Source organism: Pontibacter harenae (genome assembly GCF_020907245.1).
Classification (GTDB): domain Bacteria; phylum Bacteroidota; class Bacteroidia; order Cytophagales; family Hymenobacteraceae; genus Pontibacter; species Pontibacter harenae.
The window spans coordinates 106253-129929 of sequence record NZ_JAJJWH010000005.1 but is presented as its reverse complement, the minus strand read 5'-3'; the positions used below and the strand labels follow the sequence as shown (position 1 = coordinate 129929).

The 23677-nt window shown below is 47.0% G+C and carries 10 protein-coding genes; 5 read left to right on the top strand and 5 right to left on the bottom strand.

Annotated elements, in window-relative coordinates:
• Positions 1–205: 205 nt before the first annotated feature.
• Positions 206–2737, top strand: a complete 2532-nt coding sequence (priA, locus tag LN893_RS04525) for a replication restart helicase PriA (RefSeq protein WP_229968610.1) — start codon at positions 206–208, stop codon at positions 2735–2737.
• Between the two features lie 196 nt (positions 2738–2933).
• Entirely contained in the window at positions 2934–3359 is a 426-nt protein-coding gene (locus LN893_RS04520) for a cupin domain-containing protein (protein WP_229968609.1), read from the top strand.
• A 202-nt stretch (positions 3360–3561) separates the two neighbouring features.
• Here the strand turns inward: LN893_RS04520 and LN893_RS04515 are convergent, their stop codons facing one another.
• The 5 genes from LN893_RS04515 to LN893_RS04495 form a co-directional block, all read right to left on the bottom strand.
• Positions 3562–3744, bottom strand: a complete 183-nt coding sequence (locus LN893_RS04515) for a hypothetical protein (RefSeq protein WP_229968608.1) — start codon at positions 3742–3744, stop codon at positions 3562–3564.
• Positions 3745–3792: 48 nt separating this feature from the next.
• On the bottom strand, positions 3793–5235 hold the full coding sequence (locus tag LN893_RS04510) for an SLC13 family permease (protein ID WP_229968607.1): 1443 nt from the start codon (positions 5233–5235) through the stop codon (positions 3793–3795).
• A gap of 156 nt (positions 5236–5391) precedes the next feature.
• Positions 5392–5793, bottom strand: a complete 402-nt coding sequence (locus LN893_RS04505) for a hypothetical protein (RefSeq protein WP_229968606.1) — start codon at positions 5791–5793, stop codon at positions 5392–5394.
• An 80-nt stretch (positions 5794–5873) separates the two neighbouring features.
• Entirely contained in the window at positions 5874–6401 is a 528-nt protein-coding gene (locus tag LN893_RS04500) for a DinB family protein (protein ID WP_229968605.1), read from the bottom strand.
• 170 nt (positions 6402–6571) lie between these two features.
• Positions 6572–9121: a M14 family zinc carboxypeptidase gene (locus tag LN893_RS04495; protein ID WP_229968604.1), complete on the bottom strand. Its 2550-nt coding sequence runs from the start codon at positions 9119–9121 to the stop codon at positions 6572–6574.
• A 125-nt stretch (positions 9122–9246) separates the two neighbouring features.
• Here LN893_RS04495 and LN893_RS04490 point away from each other — a divergent pair, with 125 nt between their 5' ends.
• The 3 genes from LN893_RS04490 (at position 9247) to LN893_RS04480 (ending at position 23674) form a co-directional block, all read left to right on the top strand.
• A complete protein-coding gene (locus tag LN893_RS04490) occupies positions 9247–9939 on the top strand; it encodes a TIGR02117 family protein (RefSeq protein ID WP_229968603.1) in 693 nt (230 codons plus the stop codon).
• A gap of 87 nt (positions 9940–10026) precedes the next feature.
• On the top strand, positions 10027–10806 hold the full coding sequence (locus LN893_RS04485; protein ID WP_229968602.1) for a PepSY domain-containing protein: 780 nt from the start codon (positions 10027–10029) through the stop codon (positions 10804–10806).
• 772 nt (positions 10807–11578) lie between these two features.
• Positions 11579–23674 (top strand): DUF8696 domain-containing protein, encoded by a 12096-nt coding sequence (locus LN893_RS04480; protein WP_229968601.1) that lies wholly within the window; start codon positions 11579–11581, stop codon positions 23672–23674.
• The last annotated feature ends 3 nt before the right edge of the window (positions 23675–23677 follow it).

Genomic DNA, 23677 nt, shown 5'->3' with positions numbered 1-23677 from the left:
CACCACACCTTTAGCCAAAGGATGAAACTGTACAGCAAAAACACGGTTTCCTGTAGCGGGTCAGGTAAGTAGATGCATTCATTGTTTCACAAAAGAACTGATACGACTGAAAACTTGTCTTCTTACATAACAGAGGCAGGAAACTCAGCCGTTAACATTCCGCATTTTTTTTACGACCTTTGTAAAAGTATAATACAAAGCACCCTTGTCTGAACTCTTAAACTTTAATTACCCCCCTGAGCCAGCGGTAGATCGTGTTACATTGTTTGCCGATGTAATACTGCCCCTCCCGCTTCCTAAGCTTTACACTTACCGCATTCCGTTCGAAATGAACGACGATGTATCGGTGGGGGTGCGTGTAATTGTGCAGTTCGGAGCAAAAAGGGTATTAAGTTGTATTGTAGCCGATATTCATGAGAATGCCCCAGCAGATTACCAGGCGAAGTATATTCTGGATGTGCTGGATGACAAGCCTATAGTTACAACGCCTCAGTTAAAGCTGTTTAAGTGGATAGCCGACTACTACATGTGCACTATTGGGGAAGTAATAAATGCGGCACTGCCTTCGGCCTTAAAGCTGAGCAGCGAATCGCGCATACAACTGCACCCACACTTTAATCCCGAAGAGGACGAGATTCCGCTAGCCCCGCAGGAAGAAAAAATTCTGTTCGCTCTGCAGCAGAATAAGGCCCTTACTTTTACCGAGGTAGGCAACCTTCTACAGCTCAAGAGCTACCATAAGTTCATCAAATCGCTGATTCAGAAGGAGGCGATTATCATATTTGAACAGGTAAGCGACAAATATTCGCCTAAAGTGGTAAAGAAAGTACGCCTGTCGGAGCATTTTGTGCAGGAAGAGGGCATGTTGGAGGAACTGTTTTCACAGCTTGCACCTAAACCCAAGCAACTTGATGTATTACTAAACTACCTGCAGCAGGTGCCTGTGCACCAGGATGTAAACCTGAACTACATTGGTCTGGAGAAAAGTGCCCTCTCAAAGAACCCGCACATCTCCGCCTCTTCCATCGATTCGCTGATAAAAAAAGGCGTACTGCAGCAGTTCGACCAGATTATTTCCCGTTTCCCGATAGACCACTCGCCCAAGCTGATGCCAAAGGCGCTCTCGGAACACCAGGAACAGGCGAAGGACGAAATTCTGGGGCTGTTCAAGGAAAAGGATACGGTATTGCTGCATGGCGTAACAGGTAGCGGTAAAACAGAAGTATACATCGACCTGATAAAACATGCTCTGGAAGGTGGTGGCCAGGTACTATACTTGCTACCTGAAATTGCACTTACAGCCCAAATCGTAACGCGCCTCATCAAAGTCTTCGGCGATAAGCTGGGCATCTATCACTCCAAATTCTCCGACAACGAGCGGGCTGAAGTGTGGCAGGGCGTCGTGTCGGGTCGTTTCCAGGTGGTGGTGGGCGTGCGCTCGGCTATTTTTCTGCCTTTCCATAGTCTGTCTCTTATCGTGGTGGATGAGGAGCACGAGGCAAGTTACAAGCAGTACGACCCTGCCCCCAGGTATAACGCCCGCGAAACTGCCCTGATGATGGCACAGTACCAGGGAGCCAAAACACTGCTAGGCTCTGCTACGCCCTCTATAGAAAGTTACTATAACTGCCAGACAGGCCGCTGGGGCCTGGTAACCATGAGCAAACGCTTTGGAGAGGCGCAGCTACCCGATATCGAGCTGATTAATGTGCGGGATGAGCAGCACCGTAAGAACATGCACAGCCATTTCTCTGGCAAGCTGATAAGTGCCATCGAGGAAAAACTGCAGCGTAAGGAGCAGGTGATTCTTTTCCAGAATCGGCGTGGCTATGCTCCGTTCATCAGCTGCGACGAGTGCTCCTGGATTCCGAAATGCAGGCATTGTGCGGTAAGCCTCTCCTACCATAAGTACAACAACGAGTTGCGCTGCCACTACTGCGGCTACCATGAGCGCATGCCCCACGACTGCCCTGCCTGCGGCGCCACTACCCTAAAAAGCATGGGCTTTGGCACCGAGAAAGTGGAAGATGAACTGAAACTAATGCTGCCACACGCTGAGATACAGCGCATGGACTTAGATACTACTAAAAAGAAAAACAGCTATCAGCAGATTATCGCAGACTTCGAGAGCGGCAAAACTAATGTACTCATCGGCACGCAGATGGTAACCAAAGGCCTGGATTTTGAGAACGTGAGCCTGGTGGGGATTCTGAACGCCGATACCATCATCAATTTCCCCGATTTTAGGGCACATGAGCGGGCGTACCAGCTGTTTGTGCAGGTGAGCGGTCGGGCTGGCCGGAAAGGCAAGCCTGGTACGGTGCTTATTCAGACCCGCGACTCACTGCAGCCCATTTTCCGCAAAGTGCACAGCAACGATTACCAATCTTTGTACGAACACGAGATTGAGGAACGTATGCGCTTTGGTTACCCGCCCTTTATGCGCTTGATTAAACTGACGGTAAAGCACGCGGAGCAGGATATTTCAGAGAATGCGGCCATTGTGCTGGCAAAGGATTTAACAGACCGCCTGGGCAGGCAGCATGTGCTGGGGCCAGAGGTGCCGTATATTTTCAAGATACGGAACATGTTCCTGAACGAGATCCACATCAAACTTCCACGTGAAAACACAAATTTGCGTGCGGCCAAGCAGCAGATTGCGCAGGCTATTTTCCAGCTCAACCTCCTCCCCGATTTTAAAGGCTCCAGGATAGTGGCCGACGTAGACCCTATGTAGTACTTCTTGGTCTATCTCCTAACTTGGTTCATCCACATAAAAGCTTTACTAGTTTGATTTACCCTCTTTTAACAGATTTTTAACAAATCTGTAAGCAACTGTTTACCCTCATCTGGCATCTATTAAGCAAAGAGACCGATAAAAAGTCGGTAAATAGTAACACAACCTTATATCCAGATTCTTAAAAAATACTACTATGAAAAATGTATCAACTTCCGTTTTAACACTCGTTTTTGCACTTGCATTTACAACCTCATCACTTGGTGGCAAACACAGTCCCTCTTTTACAGACACTAACAGTTCAGCTAAAGCCAAAAACTTCTCTGAGTTGCTAGACACTGGCACGATGCGTTTATTAGAAATTGAGTTAAAGCCAGGAGAATTCACAGATGTGCACATGCACCCAGAGCACCGTGCTTATGCCGTAACAGCAGGTACGTTGTTGGTAACCACTCACAATGGCAAAACTGAAAAGATACATGTAAAACCAGGTGACCTTATCTGGAAGGATGTGGCTACTTATAAAACGGTAAATTCAGGAGAAAAAGGGTTCAGAGCGCTCATTTATGAACCAACAAAAGCTGACTGGTATGCAGCAAAAAAATATTTTTCGCTTAACTAACGAATTTCCCAACCCTATCAAAGCCGTAGCCGTATAGTATGATACCTTTGGCTAAAAGTTGAAAACCTGAAAGTCTTCTTTATCTTCTAAGATAATCGACTTTCAGGTTTTTTTATAGTGATTCCTTATTAAAACTGTATGCCCTGCTAATGTTCTACACAGCAGAAGCAATGCGGAATGAAGGCCTATTAGTTGGCTCAAATTAAGAATTATCTTCTTTTCGTAAAGCAATTAAATAAACTATTCCGAAGGTTAGGAAAACGACAACTAAAAAGATATCTACCCATCTGTAATCTCCTCCCTGGTAAACTTTATAAGCATTAACTCCCGCCAGCACCAAGCAGACAATGGTTACTACTATTCTATAATTTCTGCGATTTTGCATGCTCCAAATTCTAAATATGATGTGTGTTAAAGATATACTTCACACTGGCTAAAACGACATGTAAAGCGCAATAAAAACTGTAATAACAGCGGCTCCAACTAAATTTAGCACCAGGCCTGTACGCACCATACTACCTATAGGTATTTGTTTACTGCCATAAACAATGGCATTCGGTGGAGTGGCTACAGGCAACATAAAGGCAAGGCTACAGGCTATTACTACTCCTAACACAGGATGCAGCAAAGGCAGGTTTAGCCCGTGCAACACACCGATCACAATAGGCACAAACGTAATGGCGATAGCGGTATTAGAACTGACTTCTGTTAAGAAAAGTACCAGCAACACCAGTACAAACACGAGTAAAAGCTGAGCCCCTGGATCGATAACACTTGTAATGGCAAGTCCAATCACGTCGGCAAGGCCAGAGGTAACAACCAGTTGCCCCAAGGCCATCCCGCCTCCAAACAAGAGAATTGTATCCCAGTCTATCTTCACCAGGTCTTCGGCAGTAAGTGTACCCCTGCCGTCATTCTCATTTCCTGGAGGAATCAAGAACAAAAGCAAAGCAGCTAACACCGCTACTGTGCTCTCGGCAAAATAGGTGGTCATAAACGAGTAGGCAGTCTGTAGCCCCAGCAGGTTAAAAACACCAGGCGCCAACCATAATACCACAGCTAATAAGAAAACACCCATTGTTACAAGCTCGCCTTTAGAAACCTTCTTGCCTTGGCGATACTCTTGGGCAACGTAAGCAAGCACAGCTGCCTTGTTGAAATCTGATTTACGCAGGAAAAAGCGCATGTACAGCAACAGGAAAATATACATAACCACAGCAATCGGAAGAGCCAGGAGCATCCACTGCAGAAAATCGATGCGTATGCCTTGCTCCGCCAGATAATTCACCCCAATCAGGTTAGGCGGAGAACCGATAATAGTGCCGATGCCGCCTATGGATGCACTATAAGCAATACCTAGCAGAAAGTAAACAGCAGGGCTTTTTGTTTTACTGTCTGGCTGATGTACCAGTTCTGTTACACCCAGCATCAGGGGCAGCAGCATAGCCACCGTTACAGAATTGCTAACCCACATAGACAGGGCAAACGATATAAACGAGAAGCCGAAAAACAACCTGAAAAGGCTCTTCTGGAAATATTTTCGGGACAGAATGTAAAGTGCAATACGCTTGTCGAGGCCATGGCGCGTCATGGAGCGAGCCAGCAGAAAGCTACCTATAAACAGCAGAATAATAGGGTGGCCCAGGTTCTGAAATGCTGTGTTGATCTCGGCTATACCTAACATCACTGCCAACAGTACCCCTAAAAAAGCCGTCATGGACAGCGGAATAACTTCCGTCATCCAGAAGACGAGACAAAAAGCCATGATAGCAGCTACTGTCCGAGCCTCAAAAGCTAAGCCAGCAGCCAGCCACCACACGAGCAGCGCCAGCAGCGGTGCCAACAGTAAGCCTATATTTCTACGGGTGAAATGCATATTTAAAAACACAAGTTCAGGAAGCAGGACAAGAACTAACTATAGCTTCTTAAATATGTCGCTAAGAACCTCCCTGACATGCACTTCGGTCTGTATAGAAGGCGAACGAGGCGTATCCGAAGTGTGGCTTTTATGCTTTGTTGGCCAACGATTTTATTATATTTCTACTTCAACTTCTTTAACTCCGTCCTCTGGCGGACCAAACCTTAACTTTGCTTTTGCTCCTTTCATAAATTCAGTTTCAGCTAGAACCGGATTTACTGCTTTAAAAAGAATTTCCGCATTTGGACCATACATATAGAGAAATCCGTCGCTGTAGTCCACTGCAATTTCATGACCGTCATATTCTCCTACCCCCTTTTCTTCTAATACCTCTTCAAGCTTATCTTCTAAGGCGTGAAGTGGTTCAAGCCCTTCAATACCATAATCAAATCTGACAATGACAGCATGTTCTGGTTCATTACTTTTTAAGTTATCTTCATGCTGGATTTGCGATTTCCCAAACAGCTTATCAAAAAATCCCATTCTTCTTAATGATTTAAATGATGGCCAACTCATTCCTTTAATGAACTGATCTTACAGATAAGTTAAATATAGCACTTATACTTTATAAATAGGTTGAGCCAGCGAAGAAAACGCTATGAAACTAAATACCGATTCTTGATGATGTTTAGGTGATGAATTTCGTGCCCCAGTATACTATAACCTAAGGCTCTTACCGACACCTGCTTTCCGCTAGCCGTTCCTTTTTGGTTTAAGGCCTCTTCATCAAAATTCTTGAATAACTCTATTGTAGCGTGCCTCACCGCTTCGTATTCCGTTAAGATACCAGTTATAGTTCGTGCATCAGCTTTTGAGGGAGCTACATAGGCATTTTCATCAAAACCAGGCAATTCGGTTTTGTCTTGCCTGGCAAATCGCAGCGCACGATAAGCAAAAATACGCTCTGTATCCATCATGTGCACCAGCAACTCCTTTATGCTCCATTTACCTGGTGCATACCTGTGTAGCAACTGTTCCTCCTCCAACTCCAACATCAGGTTAGTTACAGTTACCAAATTTGCCGACAAGCCATCTAGCAAATCATCCGTCTGCACAGACTGTATGTAATTTTCGAAAAAAGCATCGTATTCATCAGAAGTCGGAAAAGATTTTTTTGTAGCCATTGCTTTGTCTGTTTGAGATTTCTCTCCTTTGTTAAACCTCACTATCAATTGTAGTCCAAGCTAATAAGAAATATAATGCATCAAAAGCAATAGAAGAGGATATCGTGTCCTTCTAAAAAAATAAAGCCCTTCTGTTAGAAGGGCTTTATCGAAGTGTTTAGGATGTTTAGTTACTGTCCTACTACAAATACAGCATTACCAAACAGCAATTTGCCGCTGTGCCAGAAAGCTCTGAAAAGTGGGTTGTCGGCCATGTAAACTACCTGACCGCGGCCCATATCCTGCGTTCCGAGTATAAGTGCATCCTGTAGTTTCTTTCTCACGTTGGCACCCACAAAACCTGTCCTATAGTTATCCTTTTTCAGAACACCTACATTCCAGCCATTTTCCAGGTAAGAGAAAGTATCGGCTGATCGGATAAGAGCATAGTAAGAATCGCCGTAGCCAAAAGCTAGTGGATGTGTCTTGTCTAGGTCTACCTGATAGATACTACCTTGTGTTTCGTCGCTAAGGGCTTCGCGCTCACGGTTGCCGTAGCTACGCAGGTTTGCGTATGGGCTTTCGTTCTTCTCTTTGTCTTTAGACTTAGCCTCATCGCCGTCTGATTTTTTCTGTAAGTTGAAGCCTTTCTTACCAGCCAGGAAGCCTGCTGCGCTTTCTAGTGCTATAAGCTTACCGCCAGCTCTAACCCAGCTTTGCACCTGCTCCAGTTTCTGCTCATTCAGGATTTGTCCGTAAGAACCACCAGGCAAGATCAGCACGTCAAACTCATTTAAAGGCACTGAGTTGAAATAAGAAGTGTTTAGCACCGTAACAGGGTAACCAATCTGCTGCTCGAAGTAGTGCCATATTTCGCCGAAGCCATAAGGAGAAACACCCTCGCCTGAAAGCAAGGCTACTTTCGGCATTTTCAGGTAACGAACACCGCTAGAGCCAAAATCGGAACCGCTGCTAACAAAACCAGTAGTTGTTGCGCCCAGTGCAATGTCATATTGCTTTGCCAAGTCACGAACTAAAGTATCAAAGTTATTCAAGCGTTCGTTTCCTGTTCTCGTAATAATTAAAGTACCAGGCTCGTATTTGGCGCCATCAATTTCAAAAGCTTTTTCCGCCATACGCACCTTCACGTCCTGCTTCATCAGCTCTGTCAGGAACTTGAGGTCCTGTAGATTGGTCCAGCGGGCCAGGTAAGCATATGGTCGTTCTGTGGCAATGGCTGGCGCAGCTTGCTGTGCTAACTGTGTTTTTCCTGGCTCTATACTGTTCTTCAGGGCATAAGCCTGAATACCATAGGCATAAGGAATAGCCCAGGAAGTAATGTCATAGGTAATAGAATCCTCCAGGCCTGTGTTTGGCTCAAACAGTACTTTCACCAAAGTAGACTTAGGTTGGTACATGCTCACAACCATATCGTTTTCGCCCACACGTATACTTTCTTCTTTACCTGTGCTATAGTTATAGCCTTTGGCAGAAGTGTTCTTACCTGCGTAGCCATACTTAATTCCCTGGCGGTCGAGGTAGTCGACCAATGCTTTGATGTTACCAGCGCTTCTGTCGCTGTATTTTAACACAAAGGTCTTGTAGTCACCTGCTGGGTTTTTAAGGCCATTCTGGTAGTACTTCTGAAACTCCTGTTTCAGCTGATCTGCCTTTTCGGATGATGCCTGTATAGTTGCTTTACTGGCTGCCACGTGGTGCGCAATACGATCTACTAATGTAAGGGTATCGCCATCTTGCTTTTTGTAAGCCAAACCTGCTCGGCCAGAACCACCTTGCTCATACGTCATGCCAATGGCTCCATTGTAGGTAGGCCAAGTATCGCCGTAGCTAGGATAAAGCAAATCAAAGTTTTCGCGTGTAAAGTACAGCCAGTTGTTTTTATCAAAATACTGACGATTATAATCTCCTATCGTGTTCTGAAACTGACGCTGCCACTGGGTTATACTTTCGTGAAACGGACGGGCCGCTGGCGAGAAGTAATAAGGCGACTCTGCTCCCATTTCATGGAAATCGGCATGCACCTGTGGCAGCCAGTTGTTGTAGCGCTCCAGGCGCTGCTTCGATTCAATTTGTGTCTGCCAGGCCCAATCGCGGTTAAGGTCGAAGTAGTAGTGGTTTGGTCTGCCTCCTGGCCACGGCTCGTAGTGTTCCCAGGCATAAGGCGAGGCATTTCCACCCTGGTTAGACGCCTGCTTGTACCACTGCACATAACGCTCGCGCCCGTCGGGGTTCACGCAAGGGTCTAGCAGCACAACGGTGTTCTGCAGCCATTTCTTGCTCTGCGCGTTGTCAGGGTTGACTAAATCGTAAAGCACCTGCATTACGGCCTCTGAGCTTACCGATTCGTTACCGTGCACATTGTAGCTTAGCCAAACAACAGCAGGCTGGTCTCCCTGCACCTGTCCGTTAAGCACGCCCGCCTGTCGCAGGTTATTTTCGCGTATCTGTTCTAGGCGCTGCAGGTTCTCATCAGAAGCTACATAAGCCAGTAAAAGCGGGCGCCCTTCGTAAGTACGGCCGTATTCTTCTACTTTTATACGATTTGGTGCCTGTGCTGCCAAGTACTGTACATAGTCTACGATGCGCGCATGCGTGGTAAACTGTTTCCCTAGTTGGTAGCCCTGAAACTGAGCTGGTGTTTGTAATTGCTGTGCCCATGCAAGTTGTACATTTAGTAGCAGCAAACTAAAAGCGAAGAGTCGCTTTAAGGTATTTATCATGATTAGTTTGGTGGATATAGAGATGTTATATAAAAGAAGAGCACAATCTGCGCAAAAATGCTGATTTTGACAAATCCTATTTAAATGAAGGCACTGTACTTCAGGCAAGTTCCGTATGTAAACATATGTATGCTTCAGTCAAAAAAGTAGCTAATTTCATTAAATGGGTAGTGCTCGTACTGCTAGGGATTAGCCTGCTCTTCTTTGTGCTAGGCTTTATATTGAGCAGCTTTGCAGCAAACGAAGGCTTTGCGCAGGCAGCACAACAGGATTCTGTTGAAATATTCGTCACCTCCAATGGCGTGCATACCGATCTGGTACTGCCTATTGCTACCCCACACATAGACTGGCGCACTAAGCTACCGCTCCACCATTTCGCCACTGCCAACAACAGCGACTCACATGTTGCTTTCGGGTGGGGCGACAGGCGCTTCTATATCGAAACACCTGAATGGAAAGACTTAACACCTGGCGTGGCAATTTCCGCCGCTTTATGGCCCACCAAAACTGCCATGCACGTAGAGTATATCGAAAACCCGCTCATACCCAACAAATACCAACTCCCCATAAAATTATCGCCCGAGCAGTATCAAGAACTGGTGCGTTACGTCTTAACATCCTTCCAAAGCGAAAACGGAGGGTTTATGCTAATTGAAGGGGCAGGGTATACAGGGGATGATAACTTTTATGAGGCCCATAGAAAGTTCTACCTCTTGAAGAACTGCAACAATTGGGTAAACCAAGGCCTGAAAGCTGCTGGCGCAAAAGCGGCATTGTGGGCACCCTTCCCCTACGCCATCATGCGGCACTACAGGTAGGTTATGTTGTTCTCTCCAGCAGATGTTATATAGTCGTGTACCACTTTTGTGAAAAACTAGTACTTTTACAGCTATCACTCCTAGCGCATGAAACGAAAAACTCATCTCCGCATCCGAAAAACGCACCGTTATCTGGGCCTGCTAACGGGCATACAGTTCTTATTCTGGACCATGGGTGGCTTATACTTTAGTTGGAGCGACATAGACGAAATTCACGGAGATCACCAACGAAAAGCTCCTGCCAATTTCAGCGTGAACATGAACCTGGTTTCGCCGCAGCAGATACTGCAACAGCTACCGCAGCCAGATTCTGTTAAATCTATAAAACTGATTAACGTACTGGGTGAGCCTGTTTACCAGATCGTATACTTTATGCAGCATGATGGCATGCCTATGCCTCACACCCAATTAGCATCAGCTGCTACAGGTAAGTTAAGACCGATGCTTAACCAGGAAGAGGCCACACATATGGCTCTTACTAGTTTTACAGGACAAGTACAGGTAAAGCAGGTAGAACACCTTACGGCTGGCCATGTAGGTAACCATCACGAATACCGCGAAAGCCCCTTGCCTGCCTATGCCGTTACCATGGACCACCCTACCAACACAACAGTTTATGTGGCGGCTGAGCGCGGAGAGGTTATGAGTTTCAGAAATAACAAATGGCGAGTATTCGACTTCTTCTGGATGCTACACACCATGGATTATCAAAACCGTGATAATTTCGGAAATCTGTTGCTGCGTATTTTCTCTGTTATAGGTGTAGTAACTATTCTGTCGGGCTTCGCCTTATACTATATTAGTTCCCGCAACAAACGTTCACCTCAGCAGCTTAAAAAAAAACAGTCTATTCCTATCAGAAAGTAAGCAGAATTAAACTGTTTCTAAGGCAATACAGACATATAGGAGCATTGAAAGTATTGTATTTTCTACCTTCGTTTAGCGACAAGATGAGTACATTCTCCTGCTCTTTTCAATCAGAACTAGCCAGCCACCATCCCTTAAGTGGTAGAGTATGAAATACTAGTTCCTTCATCCTGAGATTAACTGGCCCTGCCAGCACATATCTAAACTACATAAGAGCAACTGCTTAATTCCAGAACAGAAGACTCTAACGAATATTCAGAGGCACAGCGTGCATTCTGGCTGGTTTTAGCTATTTATAAACTATCGGCCTGCATGCTCTTGCAGAGATTACCTTGTAGCCTTGATATCAAAATCTCTATTCAGCCAACTTATCTGATACACCTTCTAAAATACCACACTTTCAATTACAAGCACGTTTTTAATGCTATTCCATTGATCCATCAGCAGCACAATACTTTCCTTCCATTATAAATTTAGTACAATATCACTTTTATTTAAAATTAATTTTTGAAGTTATAACTCATTTTCAACAACCTAACACAACCTGCTTTAAATCATCATTAACTAATACATAGATAGCTTTTAATACAGCTGTATTCTACTAACTTTGATTCATCAATTGTACACACTATCTGTATTTACTACAAATTTCACCTAACCTATTTCATTCTTTACAGATGTTAATAATGTTTAAAATACAAATAGTATAAGTACAATTTTATCAACCCAGAACATTAGCTAATATTTATATCAAAACGGGAAACAGGTTTATATGAAGAAAATTCTACCACTGCTATGCACATTATTTCTGCTGTGCAACACCTTTAACAATGCCTTTTCACAAACCTGCAGCTCTGTAGCAGACTTCAAGTACAACATGGCAGGCGGCTGTAACGGAAAGGTTATTTTCGTAGACCAGTCATCGGGTAATATTGTAAAGTATGCCTGGGATTTTGGAGACCCTGCCGCTGGAGATTTTAACACCAGCAGCGACAAGAACCCGAACCACGAATTTAATGCTTTCGGGCTATCAACAGGTAGCCAAACGTTTGCTGTTAAATTAACAGTAACAGATGTCTCAGGCTGTACAAGCACGAAGGTCATGAACATTACGGTAGGCAACATGCCTGACCCTACCATAGCAGATGCTACTACCACAGATACTCCCTTCATGAACTGCGGTACAGCTACAAACTCAAGTTATAAATTAACGGTGGTGAACATGTCTACCACCAAAGATTCTAACGTTGGCTATACTATAAACTGGGGCGATGGAAGCACGCAAACCTTACCCGCCTCTTATACAACTGCCACACATACCTACACTACCCTAGGAAAGTTTATACTAAGTGTTTCGGCTTTAGGTGGCCGTAACGGCAACTGCGTAGGCACAAAGTACTACACGGTTATCAACTCCAGAACTCCTAGCTTTTCCATCAGCAAGCCTGCCAGCACTACAGCATGCTTAACACCCGAGGCTCCCTCTGTAACTTATAGTTTCCCGTTAAGTAACTACCAGGGCAACACAGCTGGAACAAAATACACCTTTTCTTTTGACGATGGCTCTGCTCCGTATGAGTTTACTCAGGAAACGTTACCAGCCGCCATCACCCACACCTTTACCAGCAGTTCCTGCAGCAAGCCCAACGGAGCATTTACTTTAACGGGTACAGCCGAAAACGAGTGCGGCACCTCGCCTGTGGCAAAAGCAACAGGTATTGTGATCAGCAAGCAGGCCATTCCAAATTTCACGTTCAGCACAGGCAAGTTAAATATTTGTGTGGGCGAAACGGTTTACTTTACAAATACTACTTCTAAGGAACAGAACTGCAGTGTTACTTATGCGGGAAGCATTTCGCCCGCCCAAGGCTGGACGTTAGTATCTCTGGATGAAAACTGGGAAAATGCAAGCGTTAAATTTTCAACTCCTGGAGAGTATGATGTAAGCTTGATGGTTAGTACTCCTAACTGTGGATCGCGTGTTGTAACTAAAAAGTTTGTTGTGCTACCGCCGCCAGTAGCGAGTTTCTCTACACCTGCTAATGCCACCTCTTTTTGTAAAAACACCGATGTGGCTATGACCAACAGCTCTACGAACGCCATCGGATATAGCTGGGCTGTTTCTCCTGCCACTAACTACACCCTTAGCAGCGGAACCCTGACAAGCTCAAATCCAACATTCAGGTTTTCAAAAGAAGGCACCTATACCATTACCCTGACTACCAAATCTAATAACTGCTACGACACCCAAACGTCTAAACAGATTACTATCAAAGGTGAGCCAACAGCAGTCTTACCTGCCAGCCAGAGTTACTGCGGCCCACAGACGCTAACGTTCAACGGCACCGACAGCAAGCACAAGCCTGTGTTCAACTCAAACGGTGGCAGCATCAATGCCTATACCTGGGCGGTGGATAAAGATGCCAGTTTTACAGGAGGCACCTCAGCCAGTTCTGCGTCTCCAAACATCTCTTTTCCCTCAGCAGGTACTTATACTATTAAATTAAGCGTTCGTAACGAGTGTGGCACTTCCACAGAAACGGAGCAGCTCGTTACTATCTTTGCTATTCCTGCGGCACCCCAGCTTGCTAGTGCTACCATTTGCACTGGCAACAGCGCCACTTTAGAAGTAACTGCGCCAGAAGCAGGCCTTACTTACAATTGGTACACAGTAGCTACTGGCGGAACAGCTTTCCATGCAGGAAATACTTACGCTAAGAGCAACTACACCAGTAACTCCACTTATTATGTAGAGGCTTTTTCCAGCAATGGCTGCATCAGCTCAGAAAGAACAGCTGTAGCTATTACTGTAACGCCTGCTATCAGCAACAACAGCATCAGCGGAAACCAAACCACCTGCAGCGGCGCTACCCCAGTTACTCTTACAGGCTCACAGCCTGCTGGCGGAAGCGGCAACTATACCTATCAATGGGAGGTAAGCCAGAACGGAACAGATTTCTCCACTGCAACAGGCACATCAGATGAACTAAACTATAAACCTTCCTCAGCTCTTACTCAAGATACCTGGTTCAGAAGAAAGGTAAGTAGCGGAACCTGCCAGGAAAGCGTTAGTGCTGAAGTTAAAGTTACCGTAGCACCTCTGCCTGATGCACCTATAGTAACCAATACTGCCATTTGCTCAGGTGCTACGGCACAACTAACAGTCAGCAATGCAGCAGCAGGCATTACTTACAAATGGTACAACGCTGGAGGACTGGAACTTGCCACAGGAATCAGCTATACGACTCCTGCCTTGCAAGCCACCACTTCTTACTTTGTACAGGCTTTCACAACCTCTCAATGCACCAGCGGCAGAACTGAAGCAACTGTTACCGTAACGCCAGCATTGGCAGCAGGAAGTATAAGCACACCAAAGGCAACTATCTGTACAGATACTTCACCAGGCAAATTAACAGGATCGGCAGCCACAGGCGGAAATGGCAACTATACTTACCAATGGTACAGCAGCACCACAAGCAGCACAGCAGGTTTCGCAGAAATAAGCCAAGCAACAGCAGCAGATTACACAGCAGAAAGCCTGAGCGCAACTACCTGGTTTAAAAGGGTAGCTAGCTCTGGAGAGTGCACAGCTGAGTCTAATGTGGTGAAAGTAAATGTGGAAGCCTTACCAGCAGCACCTGTTGTAGCAGGTACAGTTTCTATTTGCAGTGGTTCATCTACTACTTTGTCTGTCACAGCTTCATCAGGTTATACATACCGCTGGTACAGCTCCAATGGCTCTCAGGTTCATACAGGCACCACTTTCGCTACCTCAGCTCTTTCAGCCAGCACCAGCTTTTTTGTTGAAGCTGAAAGCGCCAGTGGCTGTATCAGTCTAAAAACCGAAGTGGCTGTATCTGTTACTCCTGCTCTAGTTAACACTGTTGCAGTAGCTAAAGCCAGCATTTGTGAAGGCGAAGCCCCAGGAACTATTGGCGGCTCCTTAACAGGCGGCAACGGCACATACACAATTGTTTGGGAACAGAAAACTGGTAACAACACGTTCACAGCTGCTCCTGGCGATAATGCACAAGCAGACTATACACCAGGCGTACTATACCAGACAACTACCTTCAGAAGAAAAGTTAGTTCTGGTAGCTGCTCCAGTGTATCGAATGAAGTAACCATCAACGTAACACCAGCCATCGCCAGCAACAGTATACAAGGAAGCCAAAGCATCTGCCCTGGCAGCACCCCAAGTACACTAACAGGCAACGGAGCCAGCACCTACAGCTACCAATGGTACAGCAGCACCAACTCAGTAGACTTTTCAGCCATTGCCAACGCTACTTCTAAAGACTACACTCCGACTGCTCCTGCACAAACCACCTGGTTCAAACGCACTATAGTGTCAGGTGAGTGCACCGCAGAATCGAACGTGATAAAAGTGGAGGTAACCAGCTTACCTACTGCCCCACAAGTAGTAGGAACTACAACCATCTGCAGCGGTAGTACTACTACCTTAACTGCCTCAGGAAACGGAAATACCTATAAGTGGTATAAAGAAGATAACTTAGCTTTTACAGGAGCTACTTTCACCACACCTGCCCTAGTTGCCAACACGACCTATACTGTAGTGGCCGTAAACGAAACAGGTTGTGAGGGTACAGCAGCAACTGTTACCATTTCTGTGGTACCACCTGTTGCAAATAATACCATTAGCGGAAACCAAACCATCTGCAACGGAAATGTAGCGGCAACGCTTACAGGTTCTGAGCCAACTGGCGGAGCAGGTGCCTATACATATCTGTGGGAAGTTAGTACCAACGGCACCGACTTTACAGCTGCCCCTGGCACTAACAATACCCAAGATTACAACCCTTCGAGTAGCTTTACCCAAAACACCTGGTTCCGCAGAAAAGTAAAGGGTCAGTTTTGCCAAGAATCTGTTAGCGGCTTAATTAAAATAACGGTAGCACCGTTACCAGCTGCACCAGTGGTAGCAAATGCTTCTGTTTGTGCTGGTGCAGGCGTAACATTGTCTGTAGAAAACGTAAGCGATGGTGTAAGCTATAAATGGTACACCAGCAGCACCAGCGGCCAGGCTATCCACACTAGTTCCAATTTTAACACACCTGCTCTTAATGCTTCTACCAGCTATTATGTTGAAGCAGTTGCTTCTGGAGCAACTGCCTGCACTAGCAACAGAACAGAGGTAGTTGTAACTGTTACGCCTCCTCTTACAGCAGGAGACCAGATTACCGCACCTGTTGCCGCTGTATGCAAAGGAACAGCACCTGGTACTATTACAGGAGAAACTCCAACTGGTGGCAATGGCAACTATACCTACCAATGGTACGCCAGCAAAACAGGTGCAACAGCAGGTTTTAACGCTATACCTAACGCCACAGGAGCCAATTACACGTCAGCAGCTGTAAATGAAACAACCTGGTTTAAACGCACTGTAACTTCTGGCAAATGCACGATAGAGTCAAGCGCAGAGAAGATTGAAGTTGTGGATGCACCTGTAGCACCTGTTGTAGCAAACGCCAGCATCTGCGCAAACCAAACCGCCTCACTTACAGTTACAAGTTCGATCCAAAACCTAACTTACAAGTGGTACAATACGGCGGGCTCGCTTGTGAACACAGGTACAGCTTTCGAAACTCCAGCTTTAAGTACAAGCACCACCTACACAGTTGTAGCACAGAACAGCACTGGTTGTGAAAGCGCTTCAACTACAGTATCTGTTATCGTTATACCTGCCGTTGCAAACAACACGATCAGCGGTGAGCAGACCATCTGTAGCGGCAGCACATCAGCAACTTTAACAGGCAGCACACCAACAGGCGGAAACGGAAACTTTACATATCTGTGGGAAGCAAGCCAAAACGGAACTGACTTTGCAGATGCCGCAGGAACCAATAATGAGCAGCACTACACACCTCTCGGAGCCGTAACACAAAACATGTGGTTCAGAAGAACCGTGCGTTCTGCCAATTGTCAGCAAGTTAGCAGCAACACCATAAAAATTACAGTTGCATCAGCTTTGGAAGCCCCAGTTGTAGCCAACGCTACTGTATGCGAAGGTGCTACAGCCACCTTACAAGTTACTTCCCCAGCAAACGGAGTTGTATACAAATGGTACAGCAACAGCGGCACACTTTTAGAAACCGCTACAACCTTTACCACGCCTGCACTTTCAGCTACAACTACATACTATGCAGAGGCTTCTTCAACAGGAACTGCCAACTGTGCCAGCAGCCGCACAGAAGTAACGGTTACCGTAAATCCTGCATTAGCTGGCGGCACCGTTACTTCACCTCAAGCTGAAATTTGCAGCGGAACAACTCCTGGAACGTTATTAGGTGAAGCACCTAGAGGCGGCAACGGCAGCTATACTTACCAGTGGCTTGCCAGCACCAGTAGCGCCACCACAGGCTTTACCTTAGTAGCCTCTACCGAAACATACACACCAGAGGCTTTAAACCAGAACACCTGGTTCAAAAGAATAGTAACGTCAGGTGAATGTGAGTCAGAATCTAATGTAGTGCAGGTAGCAGTAGAGCAGCAGCCAATTGCTCCTACTATAGCAGGCACAACTGAAATCTGCCAGGGCAGCAGCACCATACTTACTGTAAGCAACTCAGGCGGCACGCACCGTTGGTTTAATGCAGCAGGAGAATTAGTTTATACGGGTACCAGCTTTACAACTCCTGCTCTCTCTTCTACTACCAGTTATACAGTAGAGACAGAAAATGCCACAGGCTGTATTAGCCCAAGGGCAGAGGCGACAGTAACTGTGACTCCTGCCTTAACAAATACCATTACCGCTTCCACTCCTATTTTATGCCAAGGCGGCAACGCAGGCACTATAGAAGGTAACCTGGTGGGTGGCGACGGCACATATACTATTTTATGGGAGCAGCGTATTGGCAACGGCAATTTCGAGCCTGCCACAGGTACAAATACCGCTGAGGCCTACGCACCAGGCACACTGCAGCAGACAACCACTTTCAGAAGAAAAGTTAGCTCTGCGAGTTGCGAAACTGTATCAAACGAAGTAACCATAACTGTCACTCCAGGCATCGCCAGCAACAGCATCTCAGGCAATCAAACTATCTGTTTAGGAACCGAAGCTGCTGTATTGGTTGGAGATGGCAACAACAACTTTACTTATCAATGGTTTGCCAGCACAGAAGGTAACAGCACAGGTTTCACAGCCATCGGCGCGGCTACTGCTAAAGACTATGCCCCAGGAAACCTGAGCCAGACAACTTGGTTTAAGCGAGAGATCAGCACTGGTAGCTGCGAAACTGGATCAAATGTGGTAAAAGTGGAGGTAATAACGCTGCCAGCCACTCCACAAGTTAGTGGCCTGACAAGCATCTGCAGTGGCAGCTCGACAACATTAACTGCTACGGCCACAGAAGATACTTATAACTGGTATAACACAGCGGGCAACCTGCTGCACATAGGCCAAGCCTTTACCACGCCAGTTCTCACTGTCTCTGTCACTTATTTTGTAGAAGCAGTAAACAGCAATGGCTGCATCAGCTCAGAAAGAACAGCTGTAGCCGTTACTGTAACGCCTGCTATCAGCAGCAACAGCATCAGCGGAAACCAAACCATCTGCAACGGTGCTGCAGCGGCAGCTTTAACAGGCACTACACCTAATGGCGGAAGCGGAGACTATACTTACCTGTGGGAGAGCAGCCAAAACGGAATAGACTTCTCCACTGCGACAGGCACAACAGATGAACTGAACTATACACCTTCCGCAGCTCTTATTCAAGACACCTGGTTCAGAAGAAAAGTAACTTCAGCAGGCTGCCAGGAAAATGTAAGCAATGTAGTGAAGGTAACAGTAGCGCCATCGCCACAAGCTCCAGTTGTAGCTAATGCAAGCATCTGCTACAGCGCTTCAACGGAACTAAGCGTAAGCTCTCCATCTGGAAACACGACCTATACCTGGTACAATGCCACAGGCGCAGTAGTGGGTACGGGAACTCGTTTCACAACTCAAGGCCTTACTACTTCTACCTCTTACTTTGTAGCTGCCACCACCAATTGCACCAGCAGCAAAACAGAGGTGATAGTAACGGTAAATCCTGCGTTGGCAGGCGGTACTATCACGGCAACAGAGACGGCTGTTTGTGTGGGTACAGCGCCAGGCACGATCACTGGAGATGATGTTTCTTCAGAAGACCTTACTTACCAGTGGTTTGCCAGCACAACAGGATCGCCAAACGATTTTGTCTCCATCAGCGGTGCCACAGCCAAAGACTATAAGCCAACTGCCCTTACACAAACCACCTGGTTTAAGCGGGAAGTAAAAGATGGTACTTGCTCAGCTGCATCTAACATTGTAAAGATTGAGACAGAAATGCTGCCAGCGGCTCCACAGATAAGTGGTACGACCACCACCTGCAGCGGCGGCAGTGCAACGTTAACAGCTACAGCCAGCAGTATTTATACTTACAAGTGGTACAGCGAAACAGGAGACCTGCTTTATACAGGTGATACCTTTACAGCTGCTAATCTTACGGCTACCAGCACTTATTATGTTGAAGCTACAAGTGCTACAGGTTGTACAAGTGATCGTACGGAAGTTACCGTAACAGTAACGCCACCTTTGGCCAACAACAGCATCAGCGGTGAGCAGATTATCTGTAGTGGCAGCACCCCAACCACTATAACGGGTACCAAACCAACTGACGGCGGCGGCGCTTATACTTACGTGTGGGAGATTAGCCAAAACGGCACGGATTATACAGCTGCTCCAGGTACAAACAACGCGCAGAACTACAACCCGACAGGCAGCTTTGTGCAAGACACCTGGTTCCGCAGAAAAGCATCAGGAGCTACTTGCCAGGAAGCAGTGAGCAATGTAGTAAAGGTAACAGTTGTAACAGCTCCTGCAGCACCAGTGGTAGCCAATGCGGCTGCCTGTTCAGGTGGCAGTGTAACCTTATCTGTAGAAGATGCTAATGAAGCTTATACGTACAATTGGTACAGCAGCAACAGCTCTAGCACTGTCTTAGCCACAGGCACTGCTTACACCATCGAAAGCCTGACAGTAACTACAACGCTTTATGTGGAGGCTGTTCTTGCAGGTGAGTCAGTTTGCACGAGCAACCGTAGTGCTGTAACGGCTACAGTGTTGCCAGAATTGGTAGCAGGTAATATTACAACACCAGAGGCAGCTGTTTGTGAAGGCGGTTCACCAGGTACCTTAACGGGAGCCAAACCAAGCGGAGGCCGCGGTGTTTACACCTACGAATGGTTCGCCAGCACCACCAGTGCCACCACAGGCTTTGAGTCTGTAACCGACACTGTTTCCCAAAGCTACACGCCAACTTCTCTTAACCAAACCACCTGGTTTAAGCGAGTGGTTTACTCAGAAGAAGGATGTACCGCTGAATCTAACGTCATTAAAATAGAAGTAACACCAACGCCTGTTGCCCCTGTTGCAGCTGACGCCACTACGTGTGCAGGCCAAACTGCTTCGCTTGCTGTTGCAAATCCAGCACAGGGGCTAAGCTACAAGTGGTACAACACCAGCGGCCATTTGCTGCACACGGGTGCGACTTACGAAACAGCGGTTTTAAATGCAGATGCCACTTACTATGTAGAGGCTGTAAACGCCTTAGGCTGTGCAGGTCCGAAAGCTGCGGTAAACGTAACGATAGCTCCTGCCATCAGCAACAGCATCGCAGCGTCCATGGCAACCATTTGTACAGGAGGAACTGCGGGTGAAGTTACTGGTAGCATCTCAGGCGGTAACGGCAGCTATAGCATTGTGTGGGAACAGCGCACAGGCAACGAAGCCTTTGCAGCAGCAGCGGGCACGAATGATCAGCAGCATTATACACCGACAGCCTTAGTTCAAACAACTACTTTCAGAAGAGTGGTTAGCTCAGGAGGATGTACCTCTATCTCGAACGAAGTGACAATAGAAGTAGGAAGCACCCTGGCTAATAACACTATTTCGGGCGACCAGACCCTTTGTGGCACGGGCACACCTGCGGAATTAACTGGAAACGGTGATGCCAACTATAGCTATCAGTGGTACGCCAGCACCGAGAGCAGCATTACAGGTTTCACAGTAGTTGAGGGTGCAACAGCTCAGGATTATACTCCTGCTGCACTTAGCACCTCTACCTGGTTCCGCCGTGAGGTACGCACAGGAACTTGTGAGGCTATGTCGAATACTGTTTTTGTGGAAGTACAACCTGTGCTGGCCAACAACAGCATTAGCTATACAGATGGCGCAGTTTGTGCAGGAGCTATACCTAACATGATTTCTGGCTCCGAGCCGACAGGCGGAAGCGGAGCTTATACATACGAATGGCAGTGGGCACAGGCAGATGATGCGACAAACTTCAATCCTGCCCCAGGCACGAACGACGAGCAAAGCTATACTTTCAGCTCTCCTGTTACGGAACCAGTACTGTTCAGACGTATAGCTCGTTCAGGTGCTTGCCAGCAATTAGTGAGCGAGGTGGTGGAGATAGAGGTGGTGCCTGGCATCACGAACGAGATCTCTACTGCCAGCACCAGCCTTTGCGAGAACAGCGTACCGAGCCGCTTCACCAGCAGCAAACCTATAGATGGCGATGTTAGCAGCTTGACCTTCCGCTGGGAACGCAGCCTGGACGGAGGAGAATTTGAGACAGTAGCCAGCACCGAAGAGTATGAACCAACTGAAGCCTTAGCGCTTGGCACCTGGACTTATCGCCGTGTGATTACAACGGGCAACTGTGGTGAGATGTTTAGTAACACTGTAACCATAACGGTTGCGCCAGCCATAGCCGATAACGTGTTGAAAGCAGTTGCTCCTGTTTGTGTAGGCACCAACTTTACGCTCAGCAGCGACAGCCCAGCCAACAGCAGCTATAATTATCAATGGTTAATGAGCAGCGACGGCACCAGCTTTACAGAAATAGCAGGTGCTACGGAGGCCAGCTATACCACGAGCATCAGCGAACGAACCTGGTTTAAACGTGTTGTAACAACCGCTACCTGTACCAGCACCTCCGAAGCAATAGAATTACAGCTAGCGCAGCCGCTCGTAAACACCATCGCAGGAAATCAGGAAATATGTGTAGGTGCAACAGCAGAAGCCCTGACTACAGCTACTCTTTCGGGAGGCAACGGCGACTATAGCTTCCAATGGGAGAAAAGTGAGACAGGCGCGAACGGTACGTACACAGCTATAGCGGGCGCTACAGAAGCAGATTACCAACCTGAGGCGCTTAATAAAACAACCTGGTTCCGCCGTAAAGTAACAGGCGGTACCTGCGATGCACTTTACAGTAACGTAGTGGAAATTAAACTACGCAAGCCAATCGTGAACCAGCTAGCAGGCGCACAAACTATATGTGCAGGCGCAACAGCGGCCACCTTAGGCAGCACAAGCGCTAAGGCTGGCAACGACAACCAGTATACGTTCCAGTGGCAAAGCAGCAGCGACGGCAGCGACTTCAGCAATATTCAAGGCGCTACAGCAGCAAGCTACAGCCCTGGCAACCTGAGCAACAGCACCTGGTTCCGAAGAATGGCCCACACAGGAGGTTGCAGCCAAGAGTCGAATGTAGTGGAGGTGAAAGTGGTACAGCCGATTGCCAGCAACAGCATAGCAACCACATCAGCTGAAGTTTGCTACAACACTGCCCCTGCTCCTGTTACAGGAGACACGCCAGCTGACACAGTGCAAACCTATACTTTCCGTTGGGAGATGAGCTTGAATGGTACCTCTTTCACTACCATCGCAAGTGCAGACAAAGCCGATTATCAGCCTGCAGCACTGCAGCAAACTACCTGGTTCCGCAGAGTAATTGTATCAGATTTATGCGGAGAACTTGCCAGCAACGAGGTGAAGATCGAAGTAGTACCAAACGATCCGATCCAGAACAACACGATTGCAGCAAGCAACCAAAGCATCTGCGGCGGTCAGTTAGCTACACTTACAGGCGCTGCTCCTACAGGTGCCAGCGGCAAGTACACTTACCTTTGGTTGATGAGCACAGAGAGCGCCAACGCAGGTTTCGCTCCTGCCTCAGGCACCAACAACACAATCGATTACCAGTCTACGGCCCTTTCGCAAACGACTTGGTTTAAGCGTGTGGTTAGCTCTGGCGATTGCCACGAGAGCACCAGTGCCGCTGTTAAGATTGACGTGTTACCGCAGCCAGCTTTACCAACTGTAGCCGATGTTAGCACCTGCCCTGGCAGTTCTGTTACCTTTACAGCTACAGTAGCCGCTAATGTTACAGTTGAATGGTACGATGCGACACAGGGAGGTAACAAGCTGTTTACAGGCACCAGCTTTACAACGCCTGCCCTTAGTGCCAGCACCAGTTATTATGTGCAAACCATCAATGAGAATAACTGCAGCAGCGCTAGCCGCCTGGAGGTAAAAGCCATAGTAGTAATGCCAAAAGCTATAGTAAGCGGTGATGTAACAATTCAGGAAGGTGAGTCGGTGCAGTTAGAGGCTCAGGGAGGTGTAAGCTATAGTTGGTCACCTGCTGAGGGTCTTTCTGATGCAAACAGCGCCACACCAACAGCCAGCCCTACCAAGACTACCACTTACAAGGTTACGGTTACAACAGCAGAAGGCTGTACTGCTGAAGCAGAAGTTACGGTAACGGTACTGTACTCTGTTATTCCAGCCAACGTGATTACCGCCAACGGCGACGACCATAACGACAAGTTCATCATTAAGAACATTGAATACTACCCAAGCTGCAGTGTGGAAATTTACAACCGCTGGGGCGAAAAGGTGTTCGAGTCGAAGGGCTATAAGGAGGCATGGAACGGCACCAAAAACGGTAAAGCCTTGCCAGTGGCAGCTTATTACTATATCATCCGCCTTACGGACCAGGATAAACCGATTTCAGGAAGTGTAACACTTGTAAAATAACAG

Bases quoted from the DNA above. Each gene is read 5' to 3' on its own strand.
- LN893_RS04490 (WP_229968603.1), top strand. From the start codon at position 9,247: ATGTATGCTTCAGTCAAAAAAGTAGCTAATTTCATTAAATGGGTAGTG.
- LN893_RS04515 (WP_229968608.1), bottom strand. From the start codon at position 3,744: ATGCAAAATCGCAGAAATTATAGAATAGTAGTAACCATTGTCTGCTTG.
- LN893_RS04480 (WP_229968601.1), top strand. From the start codon at position 11,579: ATGAAGAAAATTCTACCACTGCTATGCACATTATTTCTGCTGTGCAAC.
- LN893_RS04485 (WP_229968602.1), top strand. From the start codon at position 10,027: ATGAAACGAAAAACTCATCTCCGCATCCGAAAAACGCACCGTTATCTG.
- LN893_RS04500 (WP_229968605.1), bottom strand. From the start codon at position 6,401: ATGGCTACAAAAAAATCTTTTCCGACTTCTGATGAATACGATGCTTTT.
- LN893_RS04510 (WP_229968607.1), bottom strand. From the start codon at position 5,235: ATGCATTTCACCCGTAGAAATATAGGCTTACTGTTGGCACCGCTGCTG.
- LN893_RS04495 (WP_229968604.1), bottom strand. From the start codon at position 9,121: ATGATAAATACCTTAAAGCGACTCTTCGCTTTTAGTTTGCTGCTACTA.
- LN893_RS04520 (WP_229968609.1), top strand. From the start codon at position 2,934: ATGAAAAATGTATCAACTTCCGTTTTAACACTCGTTTTTGCACTTGCA.
- LN893_RS04505 (WP_229968606.1), bottom strand. From the start codon at position 5,793: ATGAGTTGGCCATCATTTAAATCATTAAGAAGAATGGGATTTTTTGAT.